Source organism: Pseudomonas shirazica, assembly GCF_015168335.1.
GTDB classification, from domain to species: domain Bacteria; phylum Pseudomonadota; class Gammaproteobacteria; order Pseudomonadales; family Pseudomonadaceae; genus Aquipseudomonas; species Aquipseudomonas asiatica.
The window spans coordinates 2,592,816-2,618,641 of sequence record NZ_CP063456.1; the positions used below are offsets into that span (position 1 = coordinate 2,592,816).

The following is a 25,826-nucleotide window of genomic DNA, read 5'->3' on the forward strand; positions in this document are numbered from 1 at the left end:
CAGCTTCGCAGCACAGGTTGCCGGGGCCGCTTCGCGCCCCATCGCGACACAAGGCCGCTCCTACAAGGGACGCGTAATCGCCTCAGCACAAAACTATGAGGCATAATGCCCACTTTTTCCGCCCCAGAAGCACAGGTACCCCATGAAAGCCCAAGCCCGCCACATCCTGGTCAAGACCGCTGACGAAGCCGAAAAGCTCAAGCAGCGCATCGCCAATGGCGAGGCTTTCGACGTGCTCGCAAAAAAGTTCTCCACCTGCCCTTCGGGCAAACGTGGCGGCGACCTGGGTGAAATCCGCCCCGGGCAGATGGTCGGCGCCATCGACCAGGTGATCTTCAAGAAACCCCTGCGCGTGGTGCACGGGCCGATCAAGAGCAAGTTCGGCTATCACCTGGTGCAGACGTTCTACCGCGATTAAGCGCGCCGCGCAGCCAGCAGCCCGAGACCCGCGCAGCCCAGCAATGAGGCGCTGACCCGGTTGAACAGCCGGCGTGGGCCGGGCTGGCTGAACCAGCGTTGCATGTACGCCCCCAGGCCGGCGTAGATGGCGATGGCGGCCCATTCCAACAACAGGAACAACGCACCCAACCAAAGGAACTGCTCGCTCACCGGAGTGGTACTGCCGACCGAAACGAACTGCGGCAGGAACGCGGTGAAGATCAGGATAGCCTTCGGATTACCAGCAGCCATCCAGAACTCCTGGCGTATCAGACGCCAAGTGCCGTGCGGCTGATCACCTGCAACCGCGGCCTCGCCCACCGGTGCCCGCCACAGTTGCCAGGCGATATAGAACAGGTAGGCCGCCCCCGCCAACTTGATGGCCAGGAACAGGTATTCGCTGGTGTGCAGCACCACTGCCAGGCCCATCGCCGCCAGGGCGATCATGCCGCTGAAGGCGACGATGCGCCCGCCACCGGCCACGCAGGCCGTACGCAGGCCGTAACGGCTGGCATTGTGCAGCGACAGCAGGTTGTTCGGCCCCGGCGCCATGTTCAGGGCGAAACAGGCGGGGATGAAAAGCAGCAGGCTTGAAAGGTCCATTATCGTTTTCCTTTGGCAACAGGCGCCTATTTCGGCGCGTAGCTGGCCTGGTGGTCAAGTTACAGCCAGTGGAAAAAACTGTATGGGTGCGCAGCGCCTGATAAGCTGCCTGGCATATCGAGGACCCTGTGATGCCCCGTTCCCATGCCGCGCTGTGGCGCGACCCGGCCCTGCCGCATGTCGAAAGCCGCCGCGCCTGTCATAGCCGCGCCTGCTACAAGGCCCACAGCCACCCAACGTTTTCCATCGGTGTGGTGGATGCCGGCCACAGTCATTTCACCGGTGCCGGCAACGGCCAGCAACGCCTGACGCCTGGCACTCTGGTGCTGGTCCCGGCCCGCCGGGTACATGCCTGCAACCCCGAACCCGGGCAAGCGTGGAGCTACCAGATGCTGCATGTGGATGCCGACTGGCTGGCACAGCTGCACCTGGAGTCCGGGCTGGATGGTGCCGGGCCCGGCGAGCCGGCACGTATCTGCCAGGAGCCGGAGGTATATCGGCAGTTCTGCGAACTGAACAGTTTGCTGTTTTCCAGCGCCAGCAACGGAGAGAAAGATGCGGCGCTGATTGCCTTTCTGGGTGATCTCGACTTTGCCAGGCACGCGCCGCTGGCGCCGGCGCCGGCTTTGGGGAAGAGCGAAATGAGTGGGCTGATCGCGCACATCGAAGGCAAGGACCCGTCGCAGTTGAGCCTGGCGTTACTGGCCCGGCAGGCCGGGCTTGGGCGCTACCAGCTGATTCGCGCATTTCGCGCGGCCACCGGGTTTACGCCGCATGCCTACCTGCTAAATGCCCGGGTCAACCGTGGGCGGCAATTGTTGGGTGAAGGGCAGGCCCTGGCGGAGGTGGCCTATCGGCTCGGTTTTGCCGACCAAAGCCATTTCCAGCGGGTGTTCAAGGCCCATGTGGGGGTGACACCAGGGCAGTATCGGGGAGACTGAAGGCCCGCGCGGTCTCTGTAGGAGCGGCCTTGTGTCGCGATGGGGCGCGAAGCGGCCCCAGGTTTTCAGCTCCGCCGCACAGATTGCCGGGGCTGCTGCGCAGCCCTTTCGCGACACAAGGCCGCTCCTACAGGGGCCTGCAATATTGTTCAATACGGCATTTGCGCTGAGGGGCAGAGTCAGGCTTTTCCGCCAGAGCAGCCACACCCCAATGCAACAGTTCCTGATCATCGCCCTCGCCCACTTCCTTGCCCTGCTCTCTCCCGGCCCGGACTTCTTCCTGGTCGCACGCACTTCGGTCAACGCCGGCTGGCGCGTCGCGAGCGGCGCCTGCCTGGGTATCGCCCTGGCCAATGGCGTGTTCATCGCCATGGCTTTCACCGGTTTGTCGGTGCTGCAGGAAGGCAGCCTGCTGTTCACCGCCCTGCAACTGGCCGGCGCCGGCTACCTGCTGTACATCGGCACCCTGTTCCTGCGCCATGCCGGGCAAACCAGCCTGAGCACAGTCGCTGGCAAACAGACCGCCCAAGGGTGGTGGCGTGGATTGGGCATGGGGTTCCTGTCCGGCATCCTCAACCCCAAGAATGCGCTGTTCTATGCCAGCCTGGTAAGCATGGTCGCCAGCGCCAGCTTTGCCTGGAAGGCAACCTGTGCCCTGTGGATGTTCAGCATCGTGCTGCTGTGGGACTTGCTGGTTGCCGTGGCCATCGGCAACCCGCTGGTGCTGCGGCGCTTCGCCCGCAGCCTGCCCTGGCTGGAACGGGCCTCCGGGGCCATGCTGGTGCTATTGGCTACGGCACTGTTGTTTCACCTGGCCTGGGGCTGACCAGTTGCAGGGTCCGCATGTCCATCAAGGTGAAATGGCCACTGGCCCAGCCCCCGGTGTCCAGGTGCCAGACGTTGCCCAGCAGCTTGGCTTCCAGTACCGGCGTGTGGCCCACCAACAAGGCACGCAGGCCCTGCACGGGCTCGGTATCACCTACCTTCAACCGCCGCCGCGACCATTGGCACACTTCCCGTACTTGCGGGTCGTCATCCAGTTCCAGCCAGGTCCTCAACACCGTCCAGTCGGCATATGGGCTGTCGGCATGCAGCAGCCCTACCAAGCCCGCCGCACTTTCAACCTCTATCGCAATCGGCAGCTGCTCGAATCGCTCCACGAAACGCAACTGCCGAGCCTTCGGCAGGTCCAGAAACCAGCCACCCCCGGCGGCGCGGTACATGTCCAGATCGAGCCGCCCGCCGCGTACGCGGGTGATTGCCAGGGCCTCGTGATTACCCTGCACGGCATGGAACCAGGGCTGCGCCAGCCATTCCAGCGCCGCCTCGCTGTCCGGGCCACGGTCGACCAGGTCCCCCACGCTGAACAGGCGGTCCACGGCCGGATCGAACCCCACCCCATCCAGGCATTGCTGCAGGCGCTGGAAGTGACCATGGATATCGCCCACGGCCAGGTCACGCCCCCGCAGGTTGGCAATCAGACGCCGAAACCGTGCCATTACAATCTTCCTCTGCTGGCGCCGCCATGCCAGGGGTAAAATGGACGCACACGCAGTCTGCCCCGGAGGTGCATCATGCGTACCGCCCTCGTGTGTGCCGTGCTCATGGCGCTGTCACTGGACAGCATGGCACAAGGCGCCCCGGCCGCGCAGGTCGAGGTACGTTTCGACCATCCGGAAAAATTCCGCGATGCCAGCCTCGACAGCCACGGGTACGAGCGTGGTGCCGACGCCTATGTGATGAAAACCTTGACCCAGTACCTTCAGAAGCTTGGCCAGCGCTACCTGCAACCTGGCCAGCAACTGGTCATCGACATCCGCGACATCGACCTGGCCGGGCGTTTCGAGCCCTGGCACAGCCAGGCCTACGATGTACGCTTCATGCGCGAAATCACCTGGCCGACCATCGACCTCAGCTACACCCTCAGCCAACCGGGCAAACCCGACCAGCAGGCGCAGGAACGGGTCAGCGACAAGATGTACCTCAGCCGCCCGGGCCGGGTCACGAGCAGCAGCGACCGCCTGTATGCCGAAAAGGCCATGCTCGACGACTGGTTCCGCCAGCGTTTCGCCGTCCACCCGGCATCCTGAAAATCCCTTCACTGGTACAGGCGTTGGTGCCGGTAGTATGCTCGGCCCTTCAACCTGTACCAGGGAAGGGTTTTTCATGAAGTTGTGCGCCGTGCAACTGGCATCGCTCAAGGGCGATGTGCAAGCCAACCTCGAACGCCACCTGGCCTGCATCGAACAGGCCGCGGCCCTTGGTGCCGAACTGGTGGTATTTCCCGAACTGTCGCTGACCGGCTATGAGCCAACCCTCGCGCGCCAGGCCGCCCTGCCAGTCAGTTCGGCACGGCTGGACCCGCTGCAGGCAGCCTGCGACCGGTTTGGTATCACTGTCGCAGCGGGCCTGCCACTGCCGACCCCTGATGGCATTCGTATCGGCATGCCAATCCTCAGCCCCGGTGTGGCGCGCCAGGCCTATGCCAAGCGGCGCCTGCATGATGATGAACTGCCCTGGTTCACCCCAGGCGATCAAGCCTTGCTGCTGCAGGTGGGCGCGCACCGGGTAGCGCCTGCGATCTGCTACGAATCGATGTTCATGGCGCATGCGGCAGCCGCGCGGGAACACGGCGCCGACCTGTACCTGGTCAGTGTGGCTAAAACTGCCAAAGGCATTCGCGAGGGTTACCTGCACTACTCCGAGGTGGCTCTAGAGCTGGGCATGGCAGTGTTGCTGGCCAACTGCGTGGGGCCGGCCGACACCTTCATCGGCGCTGGCGGCTCGGCGGCCTGGGACAGCCAGGGGCGCTTGCTGGCCAGCCTGGACGACCACAGCGAAGGTCTGATCGTGCTGGACACCGCCAACGCCAGTGCCATGGCAGTGCCCCTGAACCCACACCCGGCATGATCTATCTGTTTCTGGCGTTGCTGAGCTATGCCTGTACCTACTACCTGACGGGTCTGCTCATCCAGGGGCAACTGGCCGATGTGGCCGAGGGTTTGCGCCACCGGCCCGACGCGCCGACACCTGGCGAGTACCTGCGCGCAGTCAAGCCCCATGCGCGCCGGGCCCATCGGCAGTACACCCTGATGGCCGGCTCGGCGTTGGCCGTGCTGGTCTGCCTGGTCGCCAGCTGGTTCTACTGACGCCTTACAGGTCCAGTGCCAGGCTTTGCCGGCCCTCCAGCGCCAGCAGGTACTGCTTGGCCGCCAGGCCACCGGCAAAGCCGGTGAGGCTGCCCGAAGCACCGATCACCCGATGACACGGGGCGATGATCGAGATCGGGTTGCGGCCATTGGCGGCGCCTACCGCACGCACCGCGCTGGGGTTGCCGATCTGCCGGGCGATGTCGCTGTAGCTGCGGGTTTCACCGAACGGTATCGCCAACAGCGCGGCCCACACCTGTCGCTGGAATTCGGTGCCGGCAAAATCCAGCGCCAGTTCGAAGCGCTGGCGTTTGCCGGCAAAGTACTCGCCGAGCTGGCGTGCGGTTTCCAGCAGTACCGGGCACTGGTCATCGCGGTGCAGGGCGCCAAGGCGCACGCGGTTTTCCCGCTCCTCTTCCCAGAGTACGGCTGCCAGGCACTCGCCACGGGCTACCAGGGTCAAGGTGCCGACGGGCGACTGCATGAAGGTGAATGCGCTGGACATAAGCAGGCTCCTGCCAGGTTGCGATCAACCTACTGTACGCATCCCCAGTTCTGCCTGCATCCGCTTTCTTGCTCAGGCAATCACGCAAGCGGAACATCGGCGTCGGCATATTGCCCGGACCAGAGTGCCCTCCACCGCGTCGCCTGCTTCGCGGGCATGCCCGCTCCCACAGGGCCCCCATCAGCCGGGCCCTGCCTGCATTCAGAGAAATGCCTGGCGGATCCGCTTCTTGTCGATTTTGCCAACGCTGGTCTTTGGGATCTCGTCCACGCAACGCAACTGCCGCGGTATCGCCCATTTGTTCAGGTGCCCGCTGTCGACAAACGGCTGCAGATGCCCTGCCAATGCCGCCTGGTCGAATTGCATGCCGTCACAACGGACCACCAAGGCCAAGGGTTGCTCACCCCACTGCGGGTCCGGGATGCCGATCACCGCCACCGAAGCGACAGCCGGGTGCTGGCTGATCAGGTTTTCCAGCGCCACCGAGCTGACCCACTCGCCTCCGGTCTTGATCACATCCTTGATCCGGTCACGAATACGCACCACACCCGCAGGGTCGATGCAGGCCAGGTCGCCAGTATGCATCCAGCCCCCCAGCCACAACGCGGCACCCTGCTCCGGTTCATGCAGATAGCCCTGGGTCAGCCACGGGGCACGCACCACGATTTCACCCAGGCTCTCGCCGTCGCGGGGCACATCAATGCCTTCAGCGTCGACGATGCGCAGGTCCACCAGGGCAATCGGCACGCCGGCATCGATACGCAGCGGCAGCTGTTGCGCCATGGGCAGTGCCAGCAGCTCGGCGCTCAGGTGGGTGATGCTGAGCAGCGGGCAGCTTTCCGACATGCCGTAGCCACAATGCACGCTGATGCCGCGCTCGCTGGCACGCTGCGCCAGGCCCAGGGTAAGGGCGCTGCCGCCCAGCAGCATCTTCCAGCCGCTCAGGTCGGCGCGGCGCCCTTCCTCGCTGTTGAGCATCATCTGCAGCACCGTGGGCACGCAATGGGAGAACGTCACGCCCTCGTCGCGGTACAAGCGCACCAGGCGGTTGGGCTCGTAGCGCCCCGGGTAGACCTGCTTGATGCCCAGTGCCGTGGCCACATAGGGCACGCCCCAGGCGTGCACATGGAACATCGGCGTAATGGGCATGTACACGTCGCCGCTGCGCAGCAGCGGTACCTCGCCGCAGGCAGCCAGGGTGCCCTGCTCGACCAGGGTATGCAGCACCAGTTGCCGGTGGCTGAAGTACACGCCCTTGGGGTTGCCGGTGGTACCGCTGGTATAGAACAGCGTGGCCAGCGAGTGCTCGTCGAAATCGGCGAAGTCGAACTGTGGCTCGGCAGCCGCCAGCAGCGCTTCGTACTCACCCAACAACGGCACATCTTGCGTTGCCGGGCCGCCTTCGCCGAGGCGAATGAAACCCTCGACCGTCGGCAAGTCATCGCGCAGTTGCGCCATCAACGGCAGGAAGTCGTCATGCACCAGCACCAGGCGGTCCTCGGCATGGTTCATGGTGTAGCGCACCTGCTCGGTGGACAGCCGTACGTTTACCGTGTGCAGCACCGCACCCAGCATCGGCACGGCGAAGAAGCATTCAAGGGCCCGATGGCTGTCCCAGTCGAGCAAGGCCACGGTGTCGCCAGGCTTGACCCCCGCGGCGGTCAGCACATTGGCCAGCCGCTGGATGCGTTCAAGCAGCGTAGTGTAGGTGTAGCGCAGCTTGTCGGCGTAGACGATTTCCTGGTTGGGCTGGTAGCGCACGCCCGACAGCAGCAGGCGCTTGATCAGCAGCGGATAGGCGTAGGCCTGCTCGGCCGCAGGCATGATGCGAGTGGTGATCATGTCGGCGGCCTTCACAGTTGCCCGGCCTCGAGCAGGTACAGGCTGTCGCTACCGGCCCTGACGCTGGCGCTCAGCGAATGAATACGTGGCAGCAGGCGGGCAAAGTAGAAACGCGCGGTGCCCAGCTTGCTCAGGTGAAACGGCTCGGGAGCTGCATGACACTGGCAAACCACGGCCATGCGTGCCCACAGGTAGGCGTAGAAGGTGTAGCCAAACACCTGCAGGTACTCCACCGCCGCCGCGCCCAGCTCACGCGGGTTGCCCTGGGCCCGATCGAGCAACCAGGCGGTCAGCTCGTCGAGGTTGCGCACGGCAGCCAGCAGCGGCGCGCCGAACTCCGCGCACGCCGCGGGCAGCGTCTCGACAAAGGCAGTAATTTCGTCGGACACGCTGCGATAGGCCTGGCCGCCATCGGCAAACAGTTTACGCCCCACCAGGTCGAGGGCCTGGATGCCATTGGTGCCTTCGTAGATCTGGGTGATGCGGCAGTCGCGGATCAACTGCTCCTGGCCCCATTCGCGGATATAGCCATGACCGCCCAGCACCTGCTGGCCGTGCACGGTGGTTTCCAGCCCCATGTCGGTGAGGAAGGCCTTGGCCACTGGCGTGAGCATTGCCACCTTGGCCTCGGCCTGGGCGCGTGCGACCGGAGCCTCGCTGTATTTGGCCAGGTCCAGCTGCAGTGCCACATAGGTGGAGAAGGCCCGCCCGCCTTCGTTCAGCGCTTTCATGGTCAGCAGCATGCGCCGCACATCCGGGTGGACGACGATCGGGTCAGCGGCTTGCCCCGGCGCTTCGGCACCCCTCGGCGCACGGCCCTGCTGGCGATCACGGGCATAGGCAATGGCGCCCTGGTAGGAGCGTTCGCCCAGGGCCAGGCCCTGGATTCCTACACCAAGGCGCTCGTAGTTCATCATGGTGAACATCGCGTTGAGGCCCTTGTTCGGCTCGCCGACCAGATAGCCGACTGCGCCGTCGAAGTTCATCACACAGGTGGCTGAGGCCTTGATGCCCATCTTGTGCTCGATCGAGCCGCAACTCACCGCATTGGCCTCGCCCAGCACGCCGTCGGCGTCAACCAGCACCTTGGGCACCAGGAACAGCGAGATGCCCTTGGGCCCGGCGGGCGCATCCGGCAGCCGCGCCAGCACCAGGTGGATGATGTTCTCGGTCAGGTCCTGCTCACCGCCAGTGATGAAGATCTTGGTCCCGCTGATGCGGTAGCGGCCATCGGCAACCGGCTCGGCGCGGGTGCGAATCAGGCCCAGGTCGGTGCCAGCGTGCGGCTCGGTCAGGCACATCGAACCGGTCCAGCGCCCTTGGTACATGGGCGGCAGGTACAGCGCCTTCAACGGCTCGCTGGCATGGTTGAGCAGCGCCAGGCAGGCCCCGGCGGTGAGCATCGGGTACAGGCCGAACGACAGGTTGGCGGCATTGAGCATTTCTTCGAGCTGGGCACCGATCACTTTCGGCATGCCCATGCCCCCATATTCCGGGGCACCGGCCACACCCACCCAGCCATCCGCGGCAAATGCCCGGTAGGCATCTGCGAAGCCATCGGGGGTGTGTACCTGGCCCGCCTCCCAGCGGCAACCCTGCTCGTCGCCACTGCGGTTGAGCGGCGCTACCACCTCGGCAATCAGCCTGCCGGCCTGTTCGAGCACGGCCCGGGCTGTGTCGCCATCGACCTGCTCGGCCAGCGCGGGCGTTTGCGCCCACCAGGCCGGGATGTCGAACACTTCGTTGAACAGAAAATCCATGTCGCGCAGTGGCGGAAGGTAATCAGACATGAGGCGAACACTCGGTTTCTTGGGTTTGCGGAAGCGACGTGGCCGGGGCCTCGGCAGGCGCCGGGGCGGCCTGGCCACGCAGGAGGAAATGCGACAACGCGGGGATCAACACCAGCGCACCGAGCATGTTCCACAGGAACATGAAGGTCAGCAGCAGGCCCATGTCGGCCTGGAACTTGATCGGCGACCAGGCCCAGCCGACCACACCGGCCGCCAGGGTAATGCCGACCAGCCCGACCACCCGGCCGGTGAAGGCCACGGCTTTCTGGTAGGCCTGGGCCAGGCTCAACCCGGCGCGCTGGTAGTGCAGTTGCACGCTGAGCAGGTACAGCGCGTAGTCCACGCCAATACCTACGCCCAGGGCGATCACCGGCAAGGTGGCGACCTTGACGCCAATGCCCATGGCTACCATCAGCGCTTCGCACAGCACCGAGGTGAGCATCAGCGGCAGGATCGCCACCAGCGTCGCGCGCCAGCTACGGAAGGTGAACAGGCAGAACAGCGTGACCGCCAGGTACACCAGCAACAGCATGTGGTGGTTGGCCTCGCGGACCACCACGTTGGTGGCAGCCTCGATGCCGGCGCTGCCGGCGGCCAGCAGGAACTGCTGTTCGGCGCTGCTGTTGGCCTGGGCAAAACGCTCGGCCACGGCGGCAACCTGGGCCAAGGTATCGGCACGATGGTCCTTGAGGTAGGCGATTACCGGCATCAGCGAGCAGTCGTTGTTGAACAACTCGGGGGCGTTGACCGAGGCCTGCTGGGCGGCGTAGTTGAGCACGTCCTGGTTGCGCTGCAGGCTGTTCAGGCGCGGGTTGCCTTCATAGGTGCCAGCGGTGATCTGGCGCACGGCATTGGCCAGCGACACGGTGGTCTGCACACCCGGCAATTGCTGCAGCTCCCAGGCCAGGCGATCGGCAAGCACCAGCGTCTGGTATTGCAGGCAGCCTTCCGGCGCGGTCTTGACCATGACCGCGAAGGTGTCGCTGGACAGCGCGTAGTGCTGGGTGATGTAGGCGTTGTCGAGGTTGTAGCGGGAGTCGGCGCGCAGTTCGGGGGCACCGCTGTCGAGGTCGCCGATTTTCAGTTGCAGGCTGCCCCAGATGCCAAGGACGCCCAGGGCCAGCGCCACCAGCACTGCGACGCTGGCCCATTTGCGTTCGGTGAAGCGGTCGAGCAGGTCCCACAGCCGGCCGAAACCTCGGTGCTGGGCTGCGCGGGCGTCGATATGCAGGGCCCGCTCGGCAGCCTTGCGGCCAACACCAACATAAGACAGCGCCACCGGCATCAGCAGCAGCGAGGTGAAGATAAGCACCGCCACGCCGATGCTGGCGGTGATGGCCAGGTCCTGGATCACCGGGATGTCGATCAGCATCAGCACGGCAAAGCCCACCGCATCGGCCAGCAATGCAGTCACCCCGGCCACGAACAGGCGGCGGAAGGTATAGCGCGCTGCCACCTGGCGGTGAGTGCCACGGCCGATGTCCTGAAGGATGCCGTTCATCTTCTGCGCCGCGTGGGATACGCCGATGGCAAAGATCAGGAATGGCACCAGGATCGAATACGGATCGATGGCGTAGCCCAGCCAGGCGACGATGCCCAGCTGCCACACCACCGCAGTCAGCGAACACAGCACCACCAGCAGGGTGCTGCGCACGCAACGGGTGTAGCAGTAGATGATCAGCAGGCTGGTCAGCACCGCCAGGGCGAAGAACGCCATCACCTGGATCAGCCCGTCGATCAGGTCGCCCATCAGCTTGGCGAAGCCGATCACATGGATGCGGTACTGGCCGCTGGCCTGGTACTGGCTGCGCAGTTGTTCGAGCTTCTGCGAGAAGGCGTGGTAGTCGAGGCCTTTGCCGGTAGCCGAATCCTGGTCGAGCAGCGGCACGACCAGCATGCTCGACTTGAAGTCGCGCGCCACCAGGCTGCCGACGATGTTGGCGCGCTCGATGTTCTGCCGCAGCTGCTCGATGTCACCCGCAGCGCCCTGGTAGCCGTCGGGCATTACCGGGCCACCCTGGAAGCCCTCCTCGGTCACCTCGGTCCAGCGCACCGCCGGGCTCCACAGCGATTTCACCCAGGCCCGGTCCACGCCCTGGCTGAGGAACAGCTCGTCGTTGATGTGGCGCAGGGTCTGCAGGTAGCCCGGGTCGAAGATGTCGCCCTGGGTGTTCTCCACCACCACCCGCACCGCGTTGCCCAGGCCACGCAGTGATGGGCGGTTTTCCAGGTAGTTCTGGATGTAGGGGTGGCTCTGCGGCAGCATCTTGTCGAAACTGGGGCGCAGCTCCAGGCGGGTCAGCGCCATGTAGCCCAGCACCAGGGTCGCCAATAGCATGCACAGCAGGAACGGCAGGCGATGGTTGAACACCAGGCGCTCCAGGCAATTGCCCGAGCGTGGGTCGAAATCGTCGAGGTTGCGGATTACCGGCAGGGTGTCTTGGCGGGTAGCGGCCATCAGGGTCTTCTCTTGTTATGGGTGCAGCGTGGGGTTACCGGGCTGGTTGCGCACGCCCCGCTCGCCCACCAGTACCAGGCCGTTGCCGGTATCGGTGGCGAGCGCGGTCACCGGGCCACGGGCGCTTTGCGGCACCGGGCTGAAGCTGGCGCCATCATCCCGGCTGAGCAGCAGGTCGCCAGCCTGGCTGGCCAGCCATAGCTGGCCGTCACGGTCGACACCGGCGGCGGTGAGGCTGGTGTTCACACCCGTGCTGACCGGTTGCCACTGCCGGCCGCCATCGGTGCTGCGGTAGGCATGCCCACGCAGGCCGTAGACCAGCAGTACGCCAGGCTTGCCGACAGCACCGAACAGTGTGCCGGCGTAGGGTGTCTCGACACGGCTGAAGCGCTCACCGTCCTGCTTCAGCAGCAGGCCTTGCTCGCCGGTGATGTACAGCTCGTCACCCACCGCGGCCAGGCTGGTCAGGTGCAGGCCTTGCGGGTTGTCGCTGTGGTCGAGCCAGGGCTGCCAGTGCTCGCCGCCATCAACGGTGCGCAACAGCAGGTTGAACACGCCAACCGCATAGCCATTGCGGGCATCGCTGAACCACACGTCGAGCAAGGCATTGTCGCTACCCGTGCCCGGCAGTTGTTCGGCCAGCGCCCGGCCATCCAGCTGCTTCTGCCAGTGCGCGCCGCCATCGCGGCTGTGCAGCACCACGCCATCGTGGCCAACCGCCCAGCCCAGCTCGGGCGTGGCGAAGCTCACGGCATTAAGGTCGGCGCTGACCGGTACCTGGGCCTGCTGCCAGTGCGCGCCGTGATCGTCGGAGTACAGGATGTGCCCTCGCGGGCCCACCGCGACCAGGCGCTGGCCGGTCAGGATGACATCGCGCAAGGCGCTGCTGGCGACCAGGGCGCTGGGCCTGGCGGGCAGGTCCAGCACATCGGTGAAGGGCGCAGCCTGGGCCGCGCCCTGCAGCGCGGCCAAAGCCAGAACTACCACGCTGCATCGTTTGAAGACAGACATTGCCACCTCTGCTCCGTGCGTTCAGCGAATGCCGTTGCCGGCCAGCGACTCGGGCGACCACTGGGTTTTCGACAGTGGGTCGATATAGCGGATGCCGCCGTAGGCACCGACCACGCCATTGAGGTTGTAGGTGCCGCCGATCAGGTCGTAGATCATGAACGGCGTGGCGTCCGGGGTCTGCTTGTCATAGCTCTGGGTAAGGAAGGCGAACGAGCCGCGGTACAGCTGGCCACGGGCGTCGTACTGGTCCGAGGCCAGGGCGATCCAGCTGTCTTCGTCGAGGTAGAAGCGGCGCTTGTGGTAGATATGGCGCGCACCGTCCTTGAGCTTGCCTTCCACCACCCACACCCGGTGCTTCTCCCAACGCACGAACTGCGGCGCCAGGTGGTTGGGGGTGATCACCTGCTTGACGTCGGTGTTGTAGGTCAGCTGGTAGGTGTTGTACGGCACGTACATTTCCTGCTTGCCGACCAAGGTCCAGTCGTAGCGGTCCAGCGCACCGTTGAAGACGAACACGTCATCGTAGGTACCCGAACCCGAAGTGCCCGGGTTGGGCGTGTCGTAGGCGAGGTTCGGTGCCAGCTTGACCCGGCGCTGGCCCGGCAGGTACTGCCAGGCGCTGCGTGGCTGCACCAGCGGGTTGGCGGCATCACGCAGCATCATCGCTTCGCCGGCACGGCGTGCGGGCCCGGTGTACACCAGTTTCATCTGGTAGTAGGTGTCCTTGGCACCGATCGGCTTGGTCATGTCCTCGTAGATCGGGTAGCTGATATTGGCCTGGCCGGTGGTCGACAGCGATGGCTTGCCGGCAGCGTCGACGTTCCACGAGTCGTACTTGGCAGTCATGCTCACGCCCTGATAGCGCAGCAGGAAGTTCCACATGGCCTCGGCGCCGTTCTGCGGAATGGGGAACGGGATACCCGGCAGCACGTTGTCCACCGCCGTACCGCCCTCCTTGCTGTTGGCGGCAGTGGCGTTCTTGCGGGTGTTGTCCAGTACCGCTTGCGGCAGCGCCACGCTACGGTGGGTCGGGTATACATCGACGCGGTAGCTGGGGTAGCGCTTGAGCAGTTCCAGGGTGGTGGCAGTCAGCTGGCCCTTGTACTGCTCGGCGTTCTTGCCATCGATGACCAGCAGCGGCTTGTCGCTGGCGAACGGGTCGGGGCGCATGCTGGCGCCGCTCTGGTAGCTGGCTGGCGGCGTCAGCAGGCCGCCCTGGTAGGCCGGGATGGAGCCATCGGCATTGCCGGCCTTTTCCGCGCCGATGGCGGTCAGGCTGGAGCCCAGGCGCGCGGCCTGGTCAGTGGAAACGGCGGCCTGGGCAGCGTTCAGGGCGGCCAGCGACAGGCACGAGGCCAGCAGGGTACGTACGAAATTCATGATGGTTGTCTTCCTGTGTAGGCTGTAGGAAACATGACTCAGAAGGTCGTCTTGACGGTCAGGTACAGGGCGCCACGGTCCTCGGTGGTGGCACCACCGCCGGAGAAGGAGGCGTAGCCGCCGCCGTAGCAGGTGTAATCCTGTTCGCCGTCCAGGGCGTTGGGGGTGCTGCCGTCGGTCTGGCCGTCCTTGCAGGCCTTGGTCTCACCGAAACTGTCGACGTACTTGAGGTCGACGAAGTACTGGTTGTAGATCGCGGCGCTTACGCCCACCGCATAGTTGCCAGTGTTCTCGGCGCCGCCGCCCTGCACCGGCGACACGCCGTCGAGGCCGACGTTGACCGACAGCGGCATGCTCAGGTCCATGCCCGGCAGCACCTGGTACCAGGTAGGGGTGAAGTTGACGGCGATGCCCCAGTTGTCGCGGGTGGCCTTGTCGATGCCGCGGTAGCTGCTCTTGCCCTTGTACAAGGCCTCGTTGTGGCTATCGAGTTTGAGCAGGTTGCTGTAGAACAGCTCGCCAAGCAGGGTTGCCGAATCGAACAGCGGCGTATCGCCAATGGTCATCAGACCGTTCAAGGTCCAGTGCAAGGTGTCGCCGGTGGCGCTCAGGCCGTCGCCATCCTTGGGTACGTCGTAGATCACCCCGCTGCTGGGCAGGCGTGTCGGAAGCAGGCCGAAGCCGCCGCCCAGGCCACCCTGGCCGGGGGCACTGACGATTGCCGGGATGCTCGCCAGCGGCATGTTGTGGCGGATGTTCAGGTCGCTGCCGACACTGATGCCACCCACATCCTTGGACAGGCTCAGGCCATAGATGTCGATGTCGTCGGAATAGGCGAACTGGTAGGTAGTGCTTTGCAGCGAGTTGTACAGGTTGCCGACTGCACCTTGGCGGCTGCCCGGCGGGTTGCCGAACGGGCCGTTGGCGACGGTCATGCCGCGCGCGTCGAGCCAGGCCTGCGGGAGGATCTCGGAGGTCTTGCGGTAGTAGAAACCGAGGGTGCCGCCCAGCCACTCCGGCGACCACTTGGCCATGATGCCCCAGTCGCCGCTCTTGCCCGGTTTGAGGTCATGGCCACGGCGGATGGTGGTCAGCGCGCCGCGCACCGGGATCAGCCCCGGGGTGCCGGTGTGGCCGAGCAGGAAGCTTTGGGCGCCCTCGCCTACCACATCCGAGCCGCCATAGTAGGTACCGGCTTCGGGCAGGCGGGCGGCGTCCCAGTCGAAGAAGTACTGGGCCCCCAGGGTCAGTTCGGAGTTGACCAGGAACGAGGTCGACAGCTGGTTGCGCGGCACGAACAGCTCCTTGGCCTCGGTGCCCGGCGAGGCGGCCAGCTTGGCCAGGTCGAGGCCCGACTGGCCGTAGCTCAACGAGTGCACCGGGTTGAGCAGGGTTTCACCCCAGAACAGGTTGTGCTGGCCCAGCTTGGCGCTGACCTGCGAGGCCTCGCCAACTTCACGGCTGAAGAACACGAAGGCATCCAGCACTTCACCGGACGGGCCGCTGTAGTAACGCTGGGCGTAGTTGCTCAGGTGCGGGCTGCCCAGCGGCACACCAGTGCCAGGCAGGCCATTGAGGCTGGGGTTGATGCCGGACTGGTCACCGTTGCCGTTGACGAACGGGTTGCTGTTGGAGCCGGTGTTGTCATAGGCCTTGTCGTACCAGCTGGCGGTGCTGACGCGGAAGCCGGTGTTGCCTTGGTAGACCACATCCAGTTCGGTCAGCAGGTCGACCCGGTTGGTGATGTTGGTGCCGGCCTTGCGGAAGTTGTAGTCACCGTCGTTGCTGTTGGGCGTGCCCAGCATGCGCTTGTCGGCGCTTTCGGTGCGTACGCCGTAGTTGTACTTGACGGTGTTGTCGAAGCGCACGGCCCAGTTTTCATTACCGGTATCGACTTCGAACGCCTGGGCGGCGGGCAGCGTGAGCAGGCCGATGGCGCAGGCAAGCAGGCAGCGCTGTGGTTTCACAGCGCGGTAAATGCGGTGTTCTGGCATTACGATGGCTCCACGTATTGTTATTGTTTTTTCGCCGCCCGTCTTTTGCGAGCGTGGCTGGGGCGTCCATGCGCTATTGCAGGTTGGGCTGGTCCAGTCGCTGGATGAAGGCCTCGGCCTGCGGCCAGGGGCCGAAGCCGGAGGCCGGGTTGAGGTGGCCGACGGCCCCCAGTGCGACCAGTTCGCTACCCCAGCCATGGGCCAGGGCGCTGGCTGCGGCAAAGCTGGCCAGGTGGTCGTTGCTGCTGGCCGCGACAATGCTGGGGAACGGCAGCAACTGCTGGGGCAATGGCGACCAGCCATGCTCGGCCAGGCTGGCCGGGCTCGGGTAGTGGGCCGGCCATTGCGCGTTCAGGTCGGGCGGCGCCGCCAGCAATGCACCCTTGATCGGCCGCCGGTAGCGCGCCGCCCAGTGGGCGACCATCAGCACGCCAGCGCTGTGCGCCACCAGAATCACTTCACCATGGATCTGGTCCAGCTCGCGCTGGATCGCCTCGACCCGGGCTGTGCAGCTCAGGCCGTCGACCTGCAGCGGCGGCACGCTGCGCACCTTGGCCAGGCGGCCTGCGAGCAGGGTCTGCCAGTGTTCGGCAACATGGTCGCGCAGGCCGGGGACGATCAGCACGGTGGCGGTGGTTTGCAGTTTTTCCACGGTGAACCTCGTGTGCGGTGTAGCTCTTGAGGTTCACAGTAAACAGCCCACCCACCGGGTGCTTCACATTGGGCGTCAGGGGCTTTTCATTTGATGACAATGGCCATGACGGGGCTTTGCTTTTCAATTCATGACACGCAGGCTATAAAACCAATCAGCCGCTCACTTTTTGTAGGAGCAGCCTTGTGCTGCGAAGAGGCCGGTACGACGAACATCACTGTTATGGCCTTTACGGCCTCTTCGCAGCACAAGGCTGCTCCTACAAAAAAGCAGCAGTTAGCCTGGAAAACATGGATAACAACAAAAAATGCCTGCCCTAGTCCGTGCCGCCAGCTTGACCAATTACCTTGAGGTGTCCCGCCACCTGGGCCTCAATCCCCATGCGCTGTTGGCACAGGTTGGCCTCAGCGCCGCGTTGCTCGAAGACCCCAATCGGCGTATTCCGGTTGCCAGCGTCATCGCTTTGCTGGAAGCATCCGCCAGCGCCACCCGCTGCGAAAGCTTCGGCCTGCGCATGGCCGAGTTGCGGCAATTGTCGGACTTCGGCGAGATAAGCCTGTTGCTCAGCCACCAACGCACCCTGCGTGATGCACTGCAGGTGATCGTGCAGTACCGTCACCTGCTCAATGACGCCCTGGCCATTCATATCGAGGAAGCCGGCAAGACCGTGGTCATCCGTGAGGAGGTGATCAACGAACGCGCGCCCTGCAGCCGCCAGGCCACCGAGCTGGCCATCGGCGTGATGATGCGCCTGTGCGCCGCGCTGCTGGGTGCGCACTGGCACCCGATCAGCGCCAACTTCACCCACGCGCCTCCCGCCGACCTGGCCACCCACCGGCGCATTTTCGGCTGCACGCTGGTGTTCGGCAGCGAATTCAACGGTATTGTCTGCCCGGCCGCCGACCTCGACAGCGCCAGCCCGCAGGCCAACGAGGCCATGGCGCGCCTGGCGCAGCGCTATCTGGACAGCCTGCCGGCGGGCGGCACGCCGTCCCTGGAGCTGGAGTTGCGCAAGACCATCTACCTGCTGCTGCCCATGGGCCGCGCCACCATCGAACAGGTGGCACAGACCCAGGGCATGAACGTACGCACCCTGCAGCGTCGCCTGGAGGAAAGCGGGTTGACCTTCAAGGACCTGATCAACAGCGTGCGCCGTGACCTGGTGATGCGCTACCTGGAGAACCCCGGCTATTCGCTGGGGCGTATCGCCGACATGCTGGGTTATTCGATGCCCAGTTCGTTCACCCGCTGGTTTATCGCCCAGTTCGGCATGCCGCCGGCCAGTTGGCGGGCACAGCGGGCTGGCCCATTGGGGCTGCCATGCAGCCCATCGCCGGCAAGCCAGCTCCCACCTCGACCGTATTGACCTCACGCCATGCGCTATCCCTGTGGGAGCTGGCTTGCCGGCGATGAGGCCAGAACAGGTATGGTACAAACCCTCGACCCAGCGCGGGCCCTGTGGGAGCGGGCCTGCCCGCGAAGCAGGCGCCGCGGAGTGTTGTCACCCACGGTCACTTTCTAAAGGCCCCAGTGCATCAACGCCAGCACCAAAAGCACAAGAAACACGCTCTCCCCCACCATCAGCGCAATGGGTTTCACCCCGACCGAGGCCAGCGCCTTGAGTTGGGTTTTCATGCCCAGGGCACTGATCGCCACCACCAGGCAGCCGCGCGACAGGTCGTTGATACCGCCCTGCACCGCGGCGGGTACCCAGCCTGTGCTGTTGACGCACGCCAGCAGCAGGAAGCCGACCGCGAACCAAGGCAGCAAGGGCGGCCGCTGGCCACCGGCCTCGAGGCCCTGGCGCCGGGTGATCATGGCCGCGCAGACAATGACCGGCAACAGCATGGCCACTCGCATAAGCTTGACCACGGTGGCAATGTCGCCGGTCTCGGTAGACATGCTGTAGCCCGCGCCCACCACCTGCGCCACGTCGTGGATGGTCGCACCGAGGAACACCCCGGCCTGCGCTGGGGACAGGTGCAGCCACTGGGCAATCATTGGGTACAGGATCATCGCCAGGGTCGACAGCGCCGACACGCCGATCACGGTGAACAGCGTTGCATGCTCCTTGCGCGGGTGCTGGGGCAAGGCAGCTGCCAGCGCCAGCGCCGCCGAGGCACCGCAAATGGCCGTGGCACCGCCGGTGAGCATGCCGAACAGCCGTGAAAACCCCAGCGCCTTGGCCACCACCACCGAAACCAGGATGGTCACCACCACCAGGGTCACGACCAGGGCCACGGGCTTCCAGCCCAGGCTGGCAATCTGGTCCAGGGTGATGCGCATGCCAAGTAACGCCACGCCCAGGCGCAGTACCGTGCGGGCGGTAAATTCGATACCGGCTTTGCAGGGGCCATCGACCGCGAGAAAGTTCAGCGCCATCCCCAGTAACAAGGCAAACAGCATGACCGGCGCTGCGTAATGCTCACTGAGGAAACTGGCGGCCGCACCGACGATAAGGCTGACCACCACCCCAGGGGCGAGGGTGCGGATACGCTGATGGGTAGCGCCAAGTGCCAGTGTATTCATTGCCCCGCTTCCTCACAGTCAAACACGATGTAAACCTGCCCGCCCTGCTGCTCGACCGGGTAGCTGGCAACCTTCAAGGCCCTGGAATTGACCAGGTAGCCGCTGGCCAGGTCAAAGCGCAGGCCATGCGCGCAGCACTGGATGACACGGCCTTCCAGCCGGCCGCCACACAACGACGCGCCCTGGTGCGGGCAGCTGTCTTCGATGGCATAGAGCGAGTCGGCAACATTGAACAGTGCCACGCTGCGCCCTTCACAGGCCAACAGCACACGGCCGTCACGTTCCGGCACCTGATGGGGGGCCAATGCGATGCGCCGGGTCATGCCCTTTCAACCTCTTGCAGCGCTTCGGTCATGGCCGCATACAGCACCTCGGCAGGCTGCGCACCCGCAACGAGCGGCCCGTGATTGAAACGGAAACGCGGCACGGCACTGCCAGCGCGCCCGGCCCCATCGAGGAAGGGGCTGCCGTCGTCACGCAGGCAGTCGACCACCTGCGCGGCATCCAGCCCGCAACATTGGGCGATGTCGAGCAAGGTGCGACTATCCCCCAGGTCGCGGCCCTGGTGGAAATAGGCGATGAACAGCTGTGCCAGCAAGGCTTCCAGCTGCGTTGCCTGGAGCAACTGAGCAGCCCGTTGCAGCAACCGATGGGCATTGCCGGTGTTGGGCATGCGGCGAATACGCGAGAAGTCGATGTCCTCGCCCACCACGCGGGCAGCGGCGCGCACCTGGGCCTGGCGCTCGCGTACCGCCTCCTCGCTGCCCAGGCGTTGCAGATAAAAGGCATGGAACGGCACGCCACTGGCTGGCAAGCCAGGCAACAACTGCACACCTCGCCATTGCAGTTGTACCTGCACTTGCGGTTGTTCACGCTGCAAGTGCAAGAGCGCGGCCTGCAGGTGTCGCTGGCCAATCAGGCACCAGGGGCAGACGAAATCGAAGAACACTTCGACGGACAACAGCTGTTTCACGGTTTCAACTCCCGGGGTGCGGCAGCGTCGCCTGCCGGTGCATGCAGACGCTCCATGTCGCGGTGGTAATGACGTTTGGCAAGGAAAAACACTGCCGCCGCGCCGATGCTCATCAGCGGTACCAGCTGGAAGGCGGCATGCAAGCCGATCAGGTCGGAAACGCGCCCGGTGATCAGCGGCCCGGTCGCCAGGCCCAACAGGTTGTTGGCCAGGGTCAGGGTGGCAAACGCTGTGCCGTGCACCGAGGCGTGGGTGAGGTTGGCGACCATGGCACTGGACGGGCCGTTGGTGCCGGCGGCGATCATCATGCCCAGGCAGATCAGTACCAGTTGGGCGGTGCCGGCCGGTAGTGCGAAGGCGATGGACAACAGCGCGCAACTGCCCAGGCAGTAGGCGATGGCAAGGCTGATCTTGCGGTCCGGGCGCTGCCGCCCGAGGCGGTCGCAGAGCATGGCGCAGAGGATCATGCCGATGCCGCTGCACAGCACGATAACTGCGGCAATTGCCCCGGCGCGGTCGGTGCCCATGGCGTAATAGCGGTTCAGGTAGCTGGGCATCCAGACGATCACGGTGCCGCCGACGAACAGCTGCAGCCCGCTGCCGACGTAGGCCGCGATGACCGAACGGCTGCTGTACAGAGTGCGCAGCGGACGAACGGCCCTGCCTTGCGACTGCTGCGCGCACCGAGGCGCAATACGTGCCTCCTTGACGATCAGCGGGTACAGCATCGCCAGCACCAGGCCGAACAGCGCCATGCCGGCGAATGCCCAGCGCCAGCCCAGGTGCTGGGCCAGTACACCGCCCAGGGCCATGCCCAGCACCGAGCCGAACATGCCACCGGCCATGAACGCCCCGGCCAGGGTCGAGCGCATGTCGCGGGGGAACACGGCGACCACCACGGCGATGCCGACACTGCCGTAGGCAGCCTCGCCTACCCCGACCAGAAACCGCGCGATGAACATTTGCGGGTAGTTTTCCGCCAGGGCGCAGCCGAGGGTGGCCAGGCTCCACAGTACTGCCATCAGCACCAGGCTGCGCACCCGGCCGAAGCGGTCGGCCAGCAGCGACAGCGGGAAGGTCAGCAGGCCGACCATCAGCGCGACGATACCGCTGAGCAGGCCGAGCTGGCTGTCGCTCAATGCCCATTCGCCCTTGAGCAGCGGGAAAACCGCATTGAGCACCTGGCGCGACATGTAGTCGGAGATCAACAGGCCAAAGGTCAGGGCGAAGACCACCCAGGCATAGCGCCGGGGGACGCTGTGGGCGGTGTCGGTGCCGGAATCTTCGGCACTGGCGAGATAGGTGGCCATGTTGCCTCCTTGGGGTGATGAGGGTTTTTCTTGTTCTTATGTATTGGCACGCCCCCTGTAGGAGCGGCCTTGTGTCGCGATGGGCCGCAAAGCGGCCCCCGATTGAAGCGTCAACTCAACTATTGCCGGGGCTGCTGTGCAGCCCTGTCGCGACACAAGGCCGCTCCTACAAAGGCCGGCGCAGGCCAGTGAAGTCAGCGCTGCGGCACGCCCTTCACACCCGGCTGGCGATTCGGCGCCATGCCGTTGGCCTCGAGGGTCTGCTCGATGCTGTCGTACTGCTGCCCGATGCGGTAGATGGCGCGTGCTTCCTTGCCGCTGGCAATCTCGCGGCCCAGCTCATGGGCCACACGCACGGTCTGCTGGATCTGCTGCACCGAGGTGAAGCGCTTGCCATGCTGGTCGATGATGGTGTCTTCGTTACCGCAGCGTGGGTGCAAGCCCATGGCCAGGGCCATGGTGTTGAACGGCAGCACGTTCTTCAGCAACGATTCGGCGGTCAGGGTGCAGCCGTCCGGCGCGCGGTGGATGAAGTTGAAGAAGTTGAACGGGTTGGGGCCGTCGAAACCGCCGCCAATGCCGATCCAGGTCAGGTTCAGCGGGCCCATGTAGTCACCACGGCGGACGATGCGCTCGAGCGTCTCCAGGGCATGCATGCCGGTCAGCTGGAAATGCGGCTGGATGTTGCTGGCCTGCAGGCGGCGCAGGTGCTCGCGGACCCAGGCCGGGCCGGCCGGCACGGTCATTTCGCTGTAGGCGGCATGAATCGCCGGGCTGGCCAGCGAGGTGCCTTCCAGGTACTCGGGGTACAGCAACTCCATGATGTTCATCTGCGTGGTGTTGATGGCCACGGTCACCTGGTCGGGGCGCGGCGTCAGCTCGGCGAGCATGTGCCGGGTGTCGTCCGACAGCCACTTGGCCGCCTCGCCCTCGCTTTCCGGGGCGAAGGAAATCGATCCGCCAACCTGGATGATCATGTCCGGCACCGCTTCGCGCACCCCGGCGATCAGCTCGTTGAACTTGGACAGGCGCTTGGAGCCTTTGCCGTCCAGCTCGCGCACGTGCAGGTGCAGTACTGTGGCACCTGCCTCGTAGCAGTCGACAGCCTTCTGCACCTGCTCGTCCATGGTCAGGGGAATGTCTTCAGGGAAGTCTTCGGGCATCCACTCCGGCCCATAGGGGGCCACGGTGATCACCACCTTTTCCATGTTTTCCGGGTGCAACGAATCGTCGAAGAATTGCATGCTGTAGTCCTCGCTATTGTTATTGTGCGGTTGCCGCCAGCGACGGCGACGAACTCAGAACGTGGGGCTGCCCTTGATCCCGGCGCGCTCCATCTTGCGATGGCACGGCGGGTAGTCCATGACGGCGTAATGCTGTGTGCTGCGGTTGTCCCAGATCGCCACGCTGTTGGGCTTCCAGCGCCAGCGCACCTGGTACTCCGGCAGGTAGGCCTGGCTGATGAGGTAGCGCAGCAGGTCGCTGGCGCCGGGGTTGGCGTCCTGGCCGAAGCGCACCCGCTGCGGGGTGTGGTAGTTGCTGAAATGGGTGGTGAAGGCGTTGACGAACAGCACCTGCTCGCCGGTTTCCGGGTGGGTGCGCACAACCGGGTGCTCGGCATCGGGGAACTGCGCCTTCAGCGCCAGGCGCTTTTCCAGCGGCATGGCGGCGCCAAAGCTCGCCTCGATGCTGTGGCGGGCGCGCAGGCCTTCGATCTTGGCCTTCACATCGCCTGGCAGGTTTTCATAGGCCAGCACCATGTTCGCCCACATCGTGTCGCCGCCCACGGGCGGGCATTCGATGCAGCGCAGCACACAGCCCATCGGCGGGGCCTCGCGCCAGGTGGCGTCGGTGTGCCAGGCATTTTCATAGCGGTCGTTGGGCTGGTCCGGGCGCTTGTAGATCTGTACCAGGCCCGGATGCTCCGGGTCGCTGCCGGCCACCGGGTGGTCCTCCAGGTCGCCGAAGCGGCGGGCGAACGCCACGTGTTCGGCGCGGCTGAAGTGCTGGTCGCGCAGGAACAGCACACGGTGCCGGAGCAACTGCGCGCGAAGCTGGGCGAACAGGTCGTCGTCGTGGATCGCGTCGGCCAGGTTGACCCCACTTACCTCGGCACCGATCGCGCAGGTCAGTTGTTCGATGTGCATGCTGTTGCCCTCTTCAGATGACGAAGATCGACGAGCCGGTGGTCTTGCGCGCTTCCAGGTCACGGTGGGCCTGGACGGCATCCTGCAGTGCGTAGTGCTGATTGATCTCGATACGGATGCGCCCGCTGCCGACGTGATCGAACAGCTCACCGGCCAGGTCGGCCTTTTCCGCCGGGTCGGCGATGAAGTCGGCCAGTGCCGGGCGGGTGAGCTGCAGCGAGCCCTTGATCGCCAGCAACTGCGGGTCGAACGGCGGGATGGTGCCTGACGCCGTGCCGACGCACACCATCAGGCCGCGGCGCTTGAGCGAATCGAGCGAGCCCATGAAGGTGTTCTTGCCAACGCTGTCGAACACCACGTTCACCCCTACCCCGTCGGTCAGCTCACGCACGCGCGTGGCAACGTCCTCGACGCTGTAGTTGATGACGTGGTTGCAGCCATGGGCGCGCGCCACTTCGGCCTTGGCCTCGGTGGACACCGTGCCGATCACGTTAAGCCCCAGCAGCTGCGCCCACTGCGCGACGATCAGGCCGACCCCGCCAGCAGCGGCATGCAGCAGCACGCTGTCGCCGGGTTTGAAGTCATGCAGCCGACGCAGCAGATAGGCCGAGGTCAGGCCGCGCATGGTCATCGCGGCGGCGGTTTCGAAGGCGATGGTATCCGGCAGCTTGATCAGCGCGGCAGCAGGGATCAGGCGCTCGGTGCAATAGGCGCCCAGGGTGTTGAGGAAGCCGGTGTAGGTGACCCGGTCACCGACTGCCACCTGGGTCACGCCCTCGCCCACCGCCTCGACCACGCCGGCCGCTTCCACGCCAATGCCGTTGGGCAGCGGGATCGGGTAGGTGCCGTTGCGGAAATAGGTATCGGCGTAGTTCAGGCCCACCGCCACCTGGCGCAAGCGCACCTGCCCCGGGCCGGGCTCGCCGACCTCGGCGTCCTCGTAGCGCAGCACCTCGGGGCCACCGGTCTGATGGAAACGTACGACTTTGGACATGCTTGTCTCTCCAATCATCGATCTGGACGCATGGCGTCAGTTCTGGGTGATTGGACTGTATGCCCTTGATGTGCGGGGTGCTTCGCATCGGACGACAGCGGGTTTTCATTTGATGACAGGACGGGCGTCGACCTGCCGTTCAACAAAACGAGGTTTTATTCATGAGTATCCTTGATGGTTATCCATGGCCAGACTAATACTTAAGTCTCTGCCTGGGGAGGCACGAAAAATGCAACCAAGATTCGTTATCGTTCCCGCTGTGCCGATCGAAAAGGAGTCGTTCCGCGTGGGTAGCCGCTATTACGCCGCTACCGTTTGTGGGGGGTTCGACATTTACGACAACCAAGCGAAGGAGCGGCTCAAGCCCAGCTATCCAAGCAGGTCGGATGCGCAGGTGCAGTGCGAGCAGCTGAACAAGCGCGGTGATGTAGGCTGATCGCGAGCGCAACTGTCTTACCCAGAATCCAGACGCCTGTGCGATCCCTGTAGGAGCGGCCTTGTGTCGCGATGGGCTGCGCAGCAGCCCCCGGATCTTGCGTTGATGCACAGATTGCCGGGGCTGCTACGCAGCCCATCGCGACACAAGGCCGCTCCTACAGGGGTCACGTGTTCGTGGCCTCGCCCTGCTGCCAACCGGCAATCAGGCGCTGGGCATTCTCCTCGCAATCCATCCCCTGCGGCTTGTCTTCCATGCCTGCAATAACCGCCAGCAACTGCGCGCGGTTGTGCGCCAGCCGCTGCTGCATCGCTTCGATCTCCGCCACCTTGCGCTTGAGGCTGCCCAGCAATAAATCATGCCCACCCGCCGCAGCCCCGGAGGCATCGGTGAGTTTGCGCATTTCTTCCAGGCTGAACCCGGCCTGCTGGCCGCAGGTGATGATCTCCAGCGCCCGCACCACCTGCTCCGGGTAATCGCGGTAACCATTGCCCAGGCGCCGCGCAGCAATCAGTCCGCTGGCTTCGTAAAAGCGGATACGCGATGCACTAAGCCCCGTGCGTCGCGCCAGTTCACCAATTTTCATTGCGGCAGCATTCCCCTCTTGACCTTAAAGCTGACTTTAACCTTAGCCTTTTCCCGAACCTAGCCCACGTGCGCAAAAACCGATGCGT

At 64.8% G+C, this 25,826-nt stretch carries 26 protein-coding genes; 8 read left to right on the forward strand and 18 right to left on the reverse strand.

The features are described 5' to 3' along the window. Positions 1 to 142 precede the first annotated feature (142 nt). On the forward strand, positions 143 to 418 hold the full coding sequence (locus IMX18_RS11785; protein WP_013972552.1) for a peptidylprolyl isomerase: 276 nt from the start codon (positions 143 to 145) through the stop codon (positions 416 to 418). Here the strand turns inward: IMX18_RS11785 and IMX18_RS11790 are convergent. Next, complete coding sequence (locus IMX18_RS11790; protein ID WP_054571959.1) at positions 415 to 1,041, reverse strand: LysE family translocator; 627 nt, start codon at positions 1,039 to 1,041, stop codon at positions 415 to 417. The genes IMX18_RS11785 and IMX18_RS11790 overlap by 4 nt on opposite strands. Positions 1,042 to 1,172: 131 nt before the next feature. On the opposite strand from IMX18_RS11790, the gene IMX18_RS11795 reads away from it, so the two are divergent. After that, positions 1,173 to 1,982 (forward strand): helix-turn-helix transcriptional regulator, encoded by an 810-nt coding sequence (locus IMX18_RS11795; RefSeq protein WP_100413737.1) that lies wholly within the window; start codon positions 1,173 to 1,175, stop codon positions 1,980 to 1,982. Between the two features lie 211 nt (positions 1,983 to 2,193). Next, positions 2,194 to 2,808: a LysE family translocator gene (locus tag IMX18_RS11800; protein ID WP_100413736.1), complete on the forward strand. Its 615-nt coding sequence runs from the start codon at positions 2,194 to 2,196 to the stop codon at positions 2,806 to 2,808. Here the strand turns inward: IMX18_RS11800 and IMX18_RS11805 are convergent. Further along, positions 2,774 to 3,481: a metallophosphoesterase gene (locus tag IMX18_RS11805; RefSeq protein WP_015270246.1), complete on the reverse strand. Its 708-nt coding sequence runs from the start codon at positions 3,479 to 3,481 to the stop codon at positions 2,774 to 2,776. The two genes, IMX18_RS11800 and IMX18_RS11805, sit on opposite strands and share 35 nt — an antisense overlap. 75 nt (positions 3,482 to 3,556) lie before the next feature. Here IMX18_RS11805 and IMX18_RS11810 point away from each other — a divergent pair, with 75 nt between their 5' ends. From IMX18_RS11810 to IMX18_RS11820, 3 genes are all read left to right on the forward strand, one after another. Then, complete coding sequence (locus IMX18_RS11810; RefSeq protein ID WP_015270245.1) at positions 3,557 to 4,072, forward strand: DUF3016 domain-containing protein; 516 nt, start codon at positions 3,557 to 3,559, stop codon at positions 4,070 to 4,072. A gap of 76 nt (positions 4,073 to 4,148) precedes the next feature. After that, the gene (locus IMX18_RS11815) at positions 4,149 to 4,892 is read left to right on the forward strand and encodes a carbon-nitrogen hydrolase family protein (protein ID WP_054571962.1); all 744 of its coding nucleotides are present in this window, start codon (positions 4,149 to 4,151) and stop codon (positions 4,890 to 4,892) included. Next, the gene (locus tag IMX18_RS11820; protein WP_015270243.1) at positions 4,889 to 5,131 is read left to right on the forward strand and encodes a hypothetical protein; all 243 of its coding nucleotides are present in this window, start codon (positions 4,889 to 4,891) and stop codon (positions 5,129 to 5,131) included. Before IMX18_RS11815 ends, IMX18_RS11820 begins: the two co-directional genes overlap by 4 nt. A gap of 4 nt (positions 5,132 to 5,135) precedes the next feature. Here IMX18_RS11820 and IMX18_RS11825 read toward each other — a convergent pair whose 3' ends face one another. From IMX18_RS11825 to IMX18_RS11860, 8 genes are all read right to left on the reverse strand, one after another. Further along, positions 5,136 to 5,636 carry a methylated-DNA--[protein]-cysteine S-methyltransferase gene (locus IMX18_RS11825; RefSeq protein WP_025339247.1) on the reverse strand — a complete coding sequence of 167 codons (501 nt, stop codon included), beginning with the start codon at positions 5,634 to 5,636 and terminating at the stop codon, positions 5,136 to 5,138. A gap of 201 nt (positions 5,637 to 5,837) precedes the next feature. Further along, complete coding sequence (locus IMX18_RS11830) at positions 5,838 to 7,478, reverse strand: fatty acid--CoA ligase (RefSeq protein WP_100413747.1); 1,641 nt, start codon at positions 7,476 to 7,478, stop codon at positions 5,838 to 5,840. Positions 7,479 to 7,489: 11 nt separating this feature from the next. Then, entirely contained in the window at positions 7,490 to 9,268 is a 1,779-nt protein-coding gene (locus IMX18_RS11835) for an acyl-CoA dehydrogenase C-terminal domain-containing protein (RefSeq protein ID WP_217190450.1), read from the reverse strand. Then, positions 9,261 to 11,726, reverse strand: coding sequence for an efflux RND transporter permease subunit (locus tag IMX18_RS11840; RefSeq protein WP_217190452.1), 2,466 nt, complete (start codon positions 11,724 to 11,726; stop codon positions 9,261 to 9,263). The genes IMX18_RS11835 and IMX18_RS11840 overlap by 8 nt, the downstream gene beginning before the upstream one ends. Before the next feature lie 15 nt (positions 11,727 to 11,741). Beyond that, positions 11,742 to 12,737 (reverse strand): WD40/YVTN/BNR-like repeat-containing protein, encoded by a 996-nt coding sequence (locus tag IMX18_RS11845; protein ID WP_217190454.1) that lies wholly within the window; start codon positions 12,735 to 12,737, stop codon positions 11,742 to 11,744. Positions 12,738 to 12,758: 21 nt separating this feature from the next. Then, positions 12,759 to 14,117: a DUF1329 domain-containing protein gene (locus IMX18_RS11850; protein ID WP_015270237.1), complete on the reverse strand. Its 1,359-nt coding sequence runs from the start codon at positions 14,115 to 14,117 to the stop codon at positions 12,759 to 12,761. A gap of 38 nt (positions 14,118 to 14,155) precedes the next feature. Beyond that, positions 14,156 to 16,111, reverse strand: a complete 1,956-nt coding sequence (locus IMX18_RS11855; protein WP_054571969.1) for a DUF1302 domain-containing protein — start codon at positions 16,109 to 16,111, stop codon at positions 14,156 to 14,158. 73 nt (positions 16,112 to 16,184) lie between these two features. Beyond that, on the reverse strand, positions 16,185 to 16,763 hold the full coding sequence (locus IMX18_RS11860; RefSeq protein ID WP_015270235.1) for an RBBP9/YdeN family alpha/beta hydrolase: 579 nt from the start codon (positions 16,761 to 16,763) through the stop codon (positions 16,185 to 16,187). A 307-nt stretch (positions 16,764 to 17,070) separates the two neighbouring features. Here IMX18_RS11860 and IMX18_RS11865 point away from each other — a divergent pair, with 307 nt between their 5' ends. After that, on the forward strand, positions 17,071 to 18,129 hold the full coding sequence (locus IMX18_RS11865) for an AraC family transcriptional regulator (protein ID WP_015270234.1): 1,059 nt from the start codon (positions 17,071 to 17,073) through the stop codon (positions 18,127 to 18,129). A 152-nt stretch (positions 18,130 to 18,281) separates the two neighbouring features. Here the strand turns inward: IMX18_RS11865 and IMX18_RS11870 are convergent, their stop codons facing one another. From IMX18_RS11870 to IMX18_RS11900, 7 genes are all read right to left on the reverse strand, one after another. Next, on the reverse strand, positions 18,282 to 19,292 hold the full coding sequence (locus IMX18_RS11870) for a YeiH family protein (protein WP_023660908.1): 1,011 nt from the start codon (positions 19,290 to 19,292) through the stop codon (positions 18,282 to 18,284). Further along, complete coding sequence (locus IMX18_RS11875; RefSeq protein WP_054571970.1) at positions 19,289 to 19,615, reverse strand: Rieske (2Fe-2S) protein; 327 nt, start codon at positions 19,613 to 19,615, stop codon at positions 19,289 to 19,291. The genes IMX18_RS11870 and IMX18_RS11875 overlap by 4 nt, the downstream gene beginning before the upstream one ends. Then, entirely contained in the window at positions 19,612 to 20,265 is a 654-nt protein-coding gene (locus IMX18_RS11880; RefSeq protein ID WP_054571971.1) for a DsbA family oxidoreductase, read from the reverse strand. The genes IMX18_RS11875 and IMX18_RS11880 overlap by 4 nt, the downstream gene beginning before the upstream one ends. Continuing rightward, on the reverse strand, positions 20,262 to 21,575 hold the full coding sequence (locus IMX18_RS11885; RefSeq protein WP_139657679.1) for an MFS transporter: 1,314 nt from the start codon (positions 21,573 to 21,575) through the stop codon (positions 20,262 to 20,264). Before IMX18_RS11885 ends, IMX18_RS11880 begins: the two co-directional genes overlap by 4 nt. A 194-nt stretch (positions 21,576 to 21,769) precedes the next feature. Further along, positions 21,770 to 22,819, reverse strand: coding sequence for a beta-keto acid cleavage family enzyme (locus IMX18_RS11890; protein WP_015270229.1), 1,050 nt, complete (start codon positions 22,817 to 22,819; stop codon positions 21,770 to 21,772). Positions 22,820 to 22,873: 54 nt separating this feature from the next. Then, entirely contained in the window at positions 22,874 to 23,722 is an 849-nt protein-coding gene (locus IMX18_RS11895) for a TauD/TfdA dioxygenase family protein (protein WP_013972530.1), read from the reverse strand. 13 nt (positions 23,723 to 23,735) lie between these two features. Continuing rightward, on the reverse strand, positions 23,736 to 24,716 hold the full coding sequence (locus IMX18_RS11900) for a quinone oxidoreductase family protein (protein WP_015270228.1): 981 nt from the start codon (positions 24,714 to 24,716) through the stop codon (positions 23,736 to 23,738). A 229-nt stretch (positions 24,717 to 24,945) separates the two neighbouring features. Here IMX18_RS11900 and IMX18_RS11905 point away from each other — a divergent pair, with 229 nt between their 5' ends. Continuing rightward, a complete protein-coding gene (locus IMX18_RS11905; RefSeq protein WP_015270227.1) occupies positions 24,946 to 25,152 on the forward strand; it encodes a hypothetical protein in 207 nt (68 codons plus the stop codon). Positions 25,153 to 25,318: 166 nt separating this feature from the next. On the opposite strand, the gene IMX18_RS11910 is transcribed toward IMX18_RS11905, so the two are convergent. Continuing rightward, entirely contained in the window at positions 25,319 to 25,738 is a 420-nt protein-coding gene (locus IMX18_RS11910) for a MerR family transcriptional regulator (protein ID WP_015270226.1), read from the reverse strand. Positions 25,739 to 25,826 lie beyond the last annotated feature (88 nt).

Coding starts and splice junctions, on each gene's coding strand:
- IMX18_RS11855 (WP_054571969.1), bottom strand. CDS start 16,111: ATGCCAGAACACCGCATTTACCGCGCTGTGAAACCACAGCGCTGCCTG.
- IMX18_RS11820 (WP_015270243.1), top strand. CDS start 4,889: ATGATCTATCTGTTTCTGGCGTTGCTGAGCTATGCCTGTACCTACTAC.
- IMX18_RS11825 (WP_025339247.1), bottom strand. CDS start 5,636: ATGTCCAGCGCATTCACCTTCATGCAGTCGCCCGTCGGCACCTTGACC.
- IMX18_RS11900 (WP_015270228.1), bottom strand. CDS start 24,716: ATGTCCAAAGTCGTACGTTTCCATCAGACCGGTGGCCCCGAGGTGCTG.
- IMX18_RS11790 (WP_054571959.1), bottom strand. CDS start 1,041: ATGGACCTTTCAAGCCTGCTGCTTTTCATCCCCGCCTGTTTCGCCCTG.
- IMX18_RS11895 (WP_013972530.1), bottom strand. CDS start 23,722: ATGCACATCGAACAACTGACCTGCGCGATCGGTGCCGAGGTAAGTGGG.
- IMX18_RS11845 (WP_217190454.1), bottom strand. CDS start 12,737: ATGTCTGTCTTCAAACGATGCAGCGTGGTAGTTCTGGCTTTGGCCGCG.
- IMX18_RS11835 (WP_217190450.1), bottom strand. CDS start 9,268: ATGTCTGATTACCTTCCGCCACTGCGCGACATGGATTTTCTGTTCAAC.
- IMX18_RS11795 (WP_100413737.1), top strand. CDS start 1,173: ATGCCCCGTTCCCATGCCGCGCTGTGGCGCGACCCGGCCCTGCCGCAT.
- IMX18_RS11870 (WP_023660908.1), bottom strand. CDS start 19,292: ATGAATACACTGGCACTTGGCGCTACCCATCAGCGTATCCGCACCCTC.
- IMX18_RS11810 (WP_015270245.1), top strand. CDS start 3,557: ATGCGTACCGCCCTCGTGTGTGCCGTGCTCATGGCGCTGTCACTGGAC.
- IMX18_RS11890 (WP_015270229.1), bottom strand. CDS start 22,819: ATGCAATTCTTCGACGATTCGTTGCACCCGGAAAACATGGAAAAGGTG.
- IMX18_RS11840 (WP_217190452.1), bottom strand. CDS start 11,726: ATGGCCGCTACCCGCCAAGACACCCTGCCGGTAATCCGCAACCTCGAC.
- IMX18_RS11785 (WP_013972552.1), top strand. CDS start 143: ATGAAAGCCCAAGCCCGCCACATCCTGGTCAAGACCGCTGACGAAGCC.
- IMX18_RS11910 (WP_015270226.1), bottom strand. CDS start 25,738: ATGAAAATTGGTGAACTGGCGCGACGCACGGGGCTTAGTGCATCGCGT.
- IMX18_RS11865 (WP_015270234.1), top strand. CDS start 17,071: ATGCCTGCCCTAGTCCGTGCCGCCAGCTTGACCAATTACCTTGAGGTG.
- IMX18_RS11830 (WP_100413747.1), bottom strand. CDS start 7,478: ATGATCACCACTCGCATCATGCCTGCGGCCGAGCAGGCCTACGCCTAT.
- IMX18_RS11905 (WP_015270227.1), top strand. CDS start 24,946: ATGCAACCAAGATTCGTTATCGTTCCCGCTGTGCCGATCGAAAAGGAG.
- IMX18_RS11815 (WP_054571962.1), top strand. CDS start 4,149: ATGAAGTTGTGCGCCGTGCAACTGGCATCGCTCAAGGGCGATGTGCAA.
- IMX18_RS11875 (WP_054571970.1), bottom strand. CDS start 19,615: ATGACCCGGCGCATCGCATTGGCCCCCCATCAGGTGCCGGAACGTGAC.
- IMX18_RS11800 (WP_100413736.1), top strand. CDS start 2,194: ATGCAACAGTTCCTGATCATCGCCCTCGCCCACTTCCTTGCCCTGCTC.
- IMX18_RS11805 (WP_015270246.1), bottom strand. CDS start 3,481: ATGGCACGGTTTCGGCGTCTGATTGCCAACCTGCGGGGGCGTGACCTG.
- IMX18_RS11850 (WP_015270237.1), bottom strand. CDS start 14,117: ATGAATTTCGTACGTACCCTGCTGGCCTCGTGCCTGTCGCTGGCCGCC.
- IMX18_RS11885 (WP_139657679.1), bottom strand. CDS start 21,575: ATGGCCACCTATCTCGCCAGTGCCGAAGATTCCGGCACCGACACCGCC.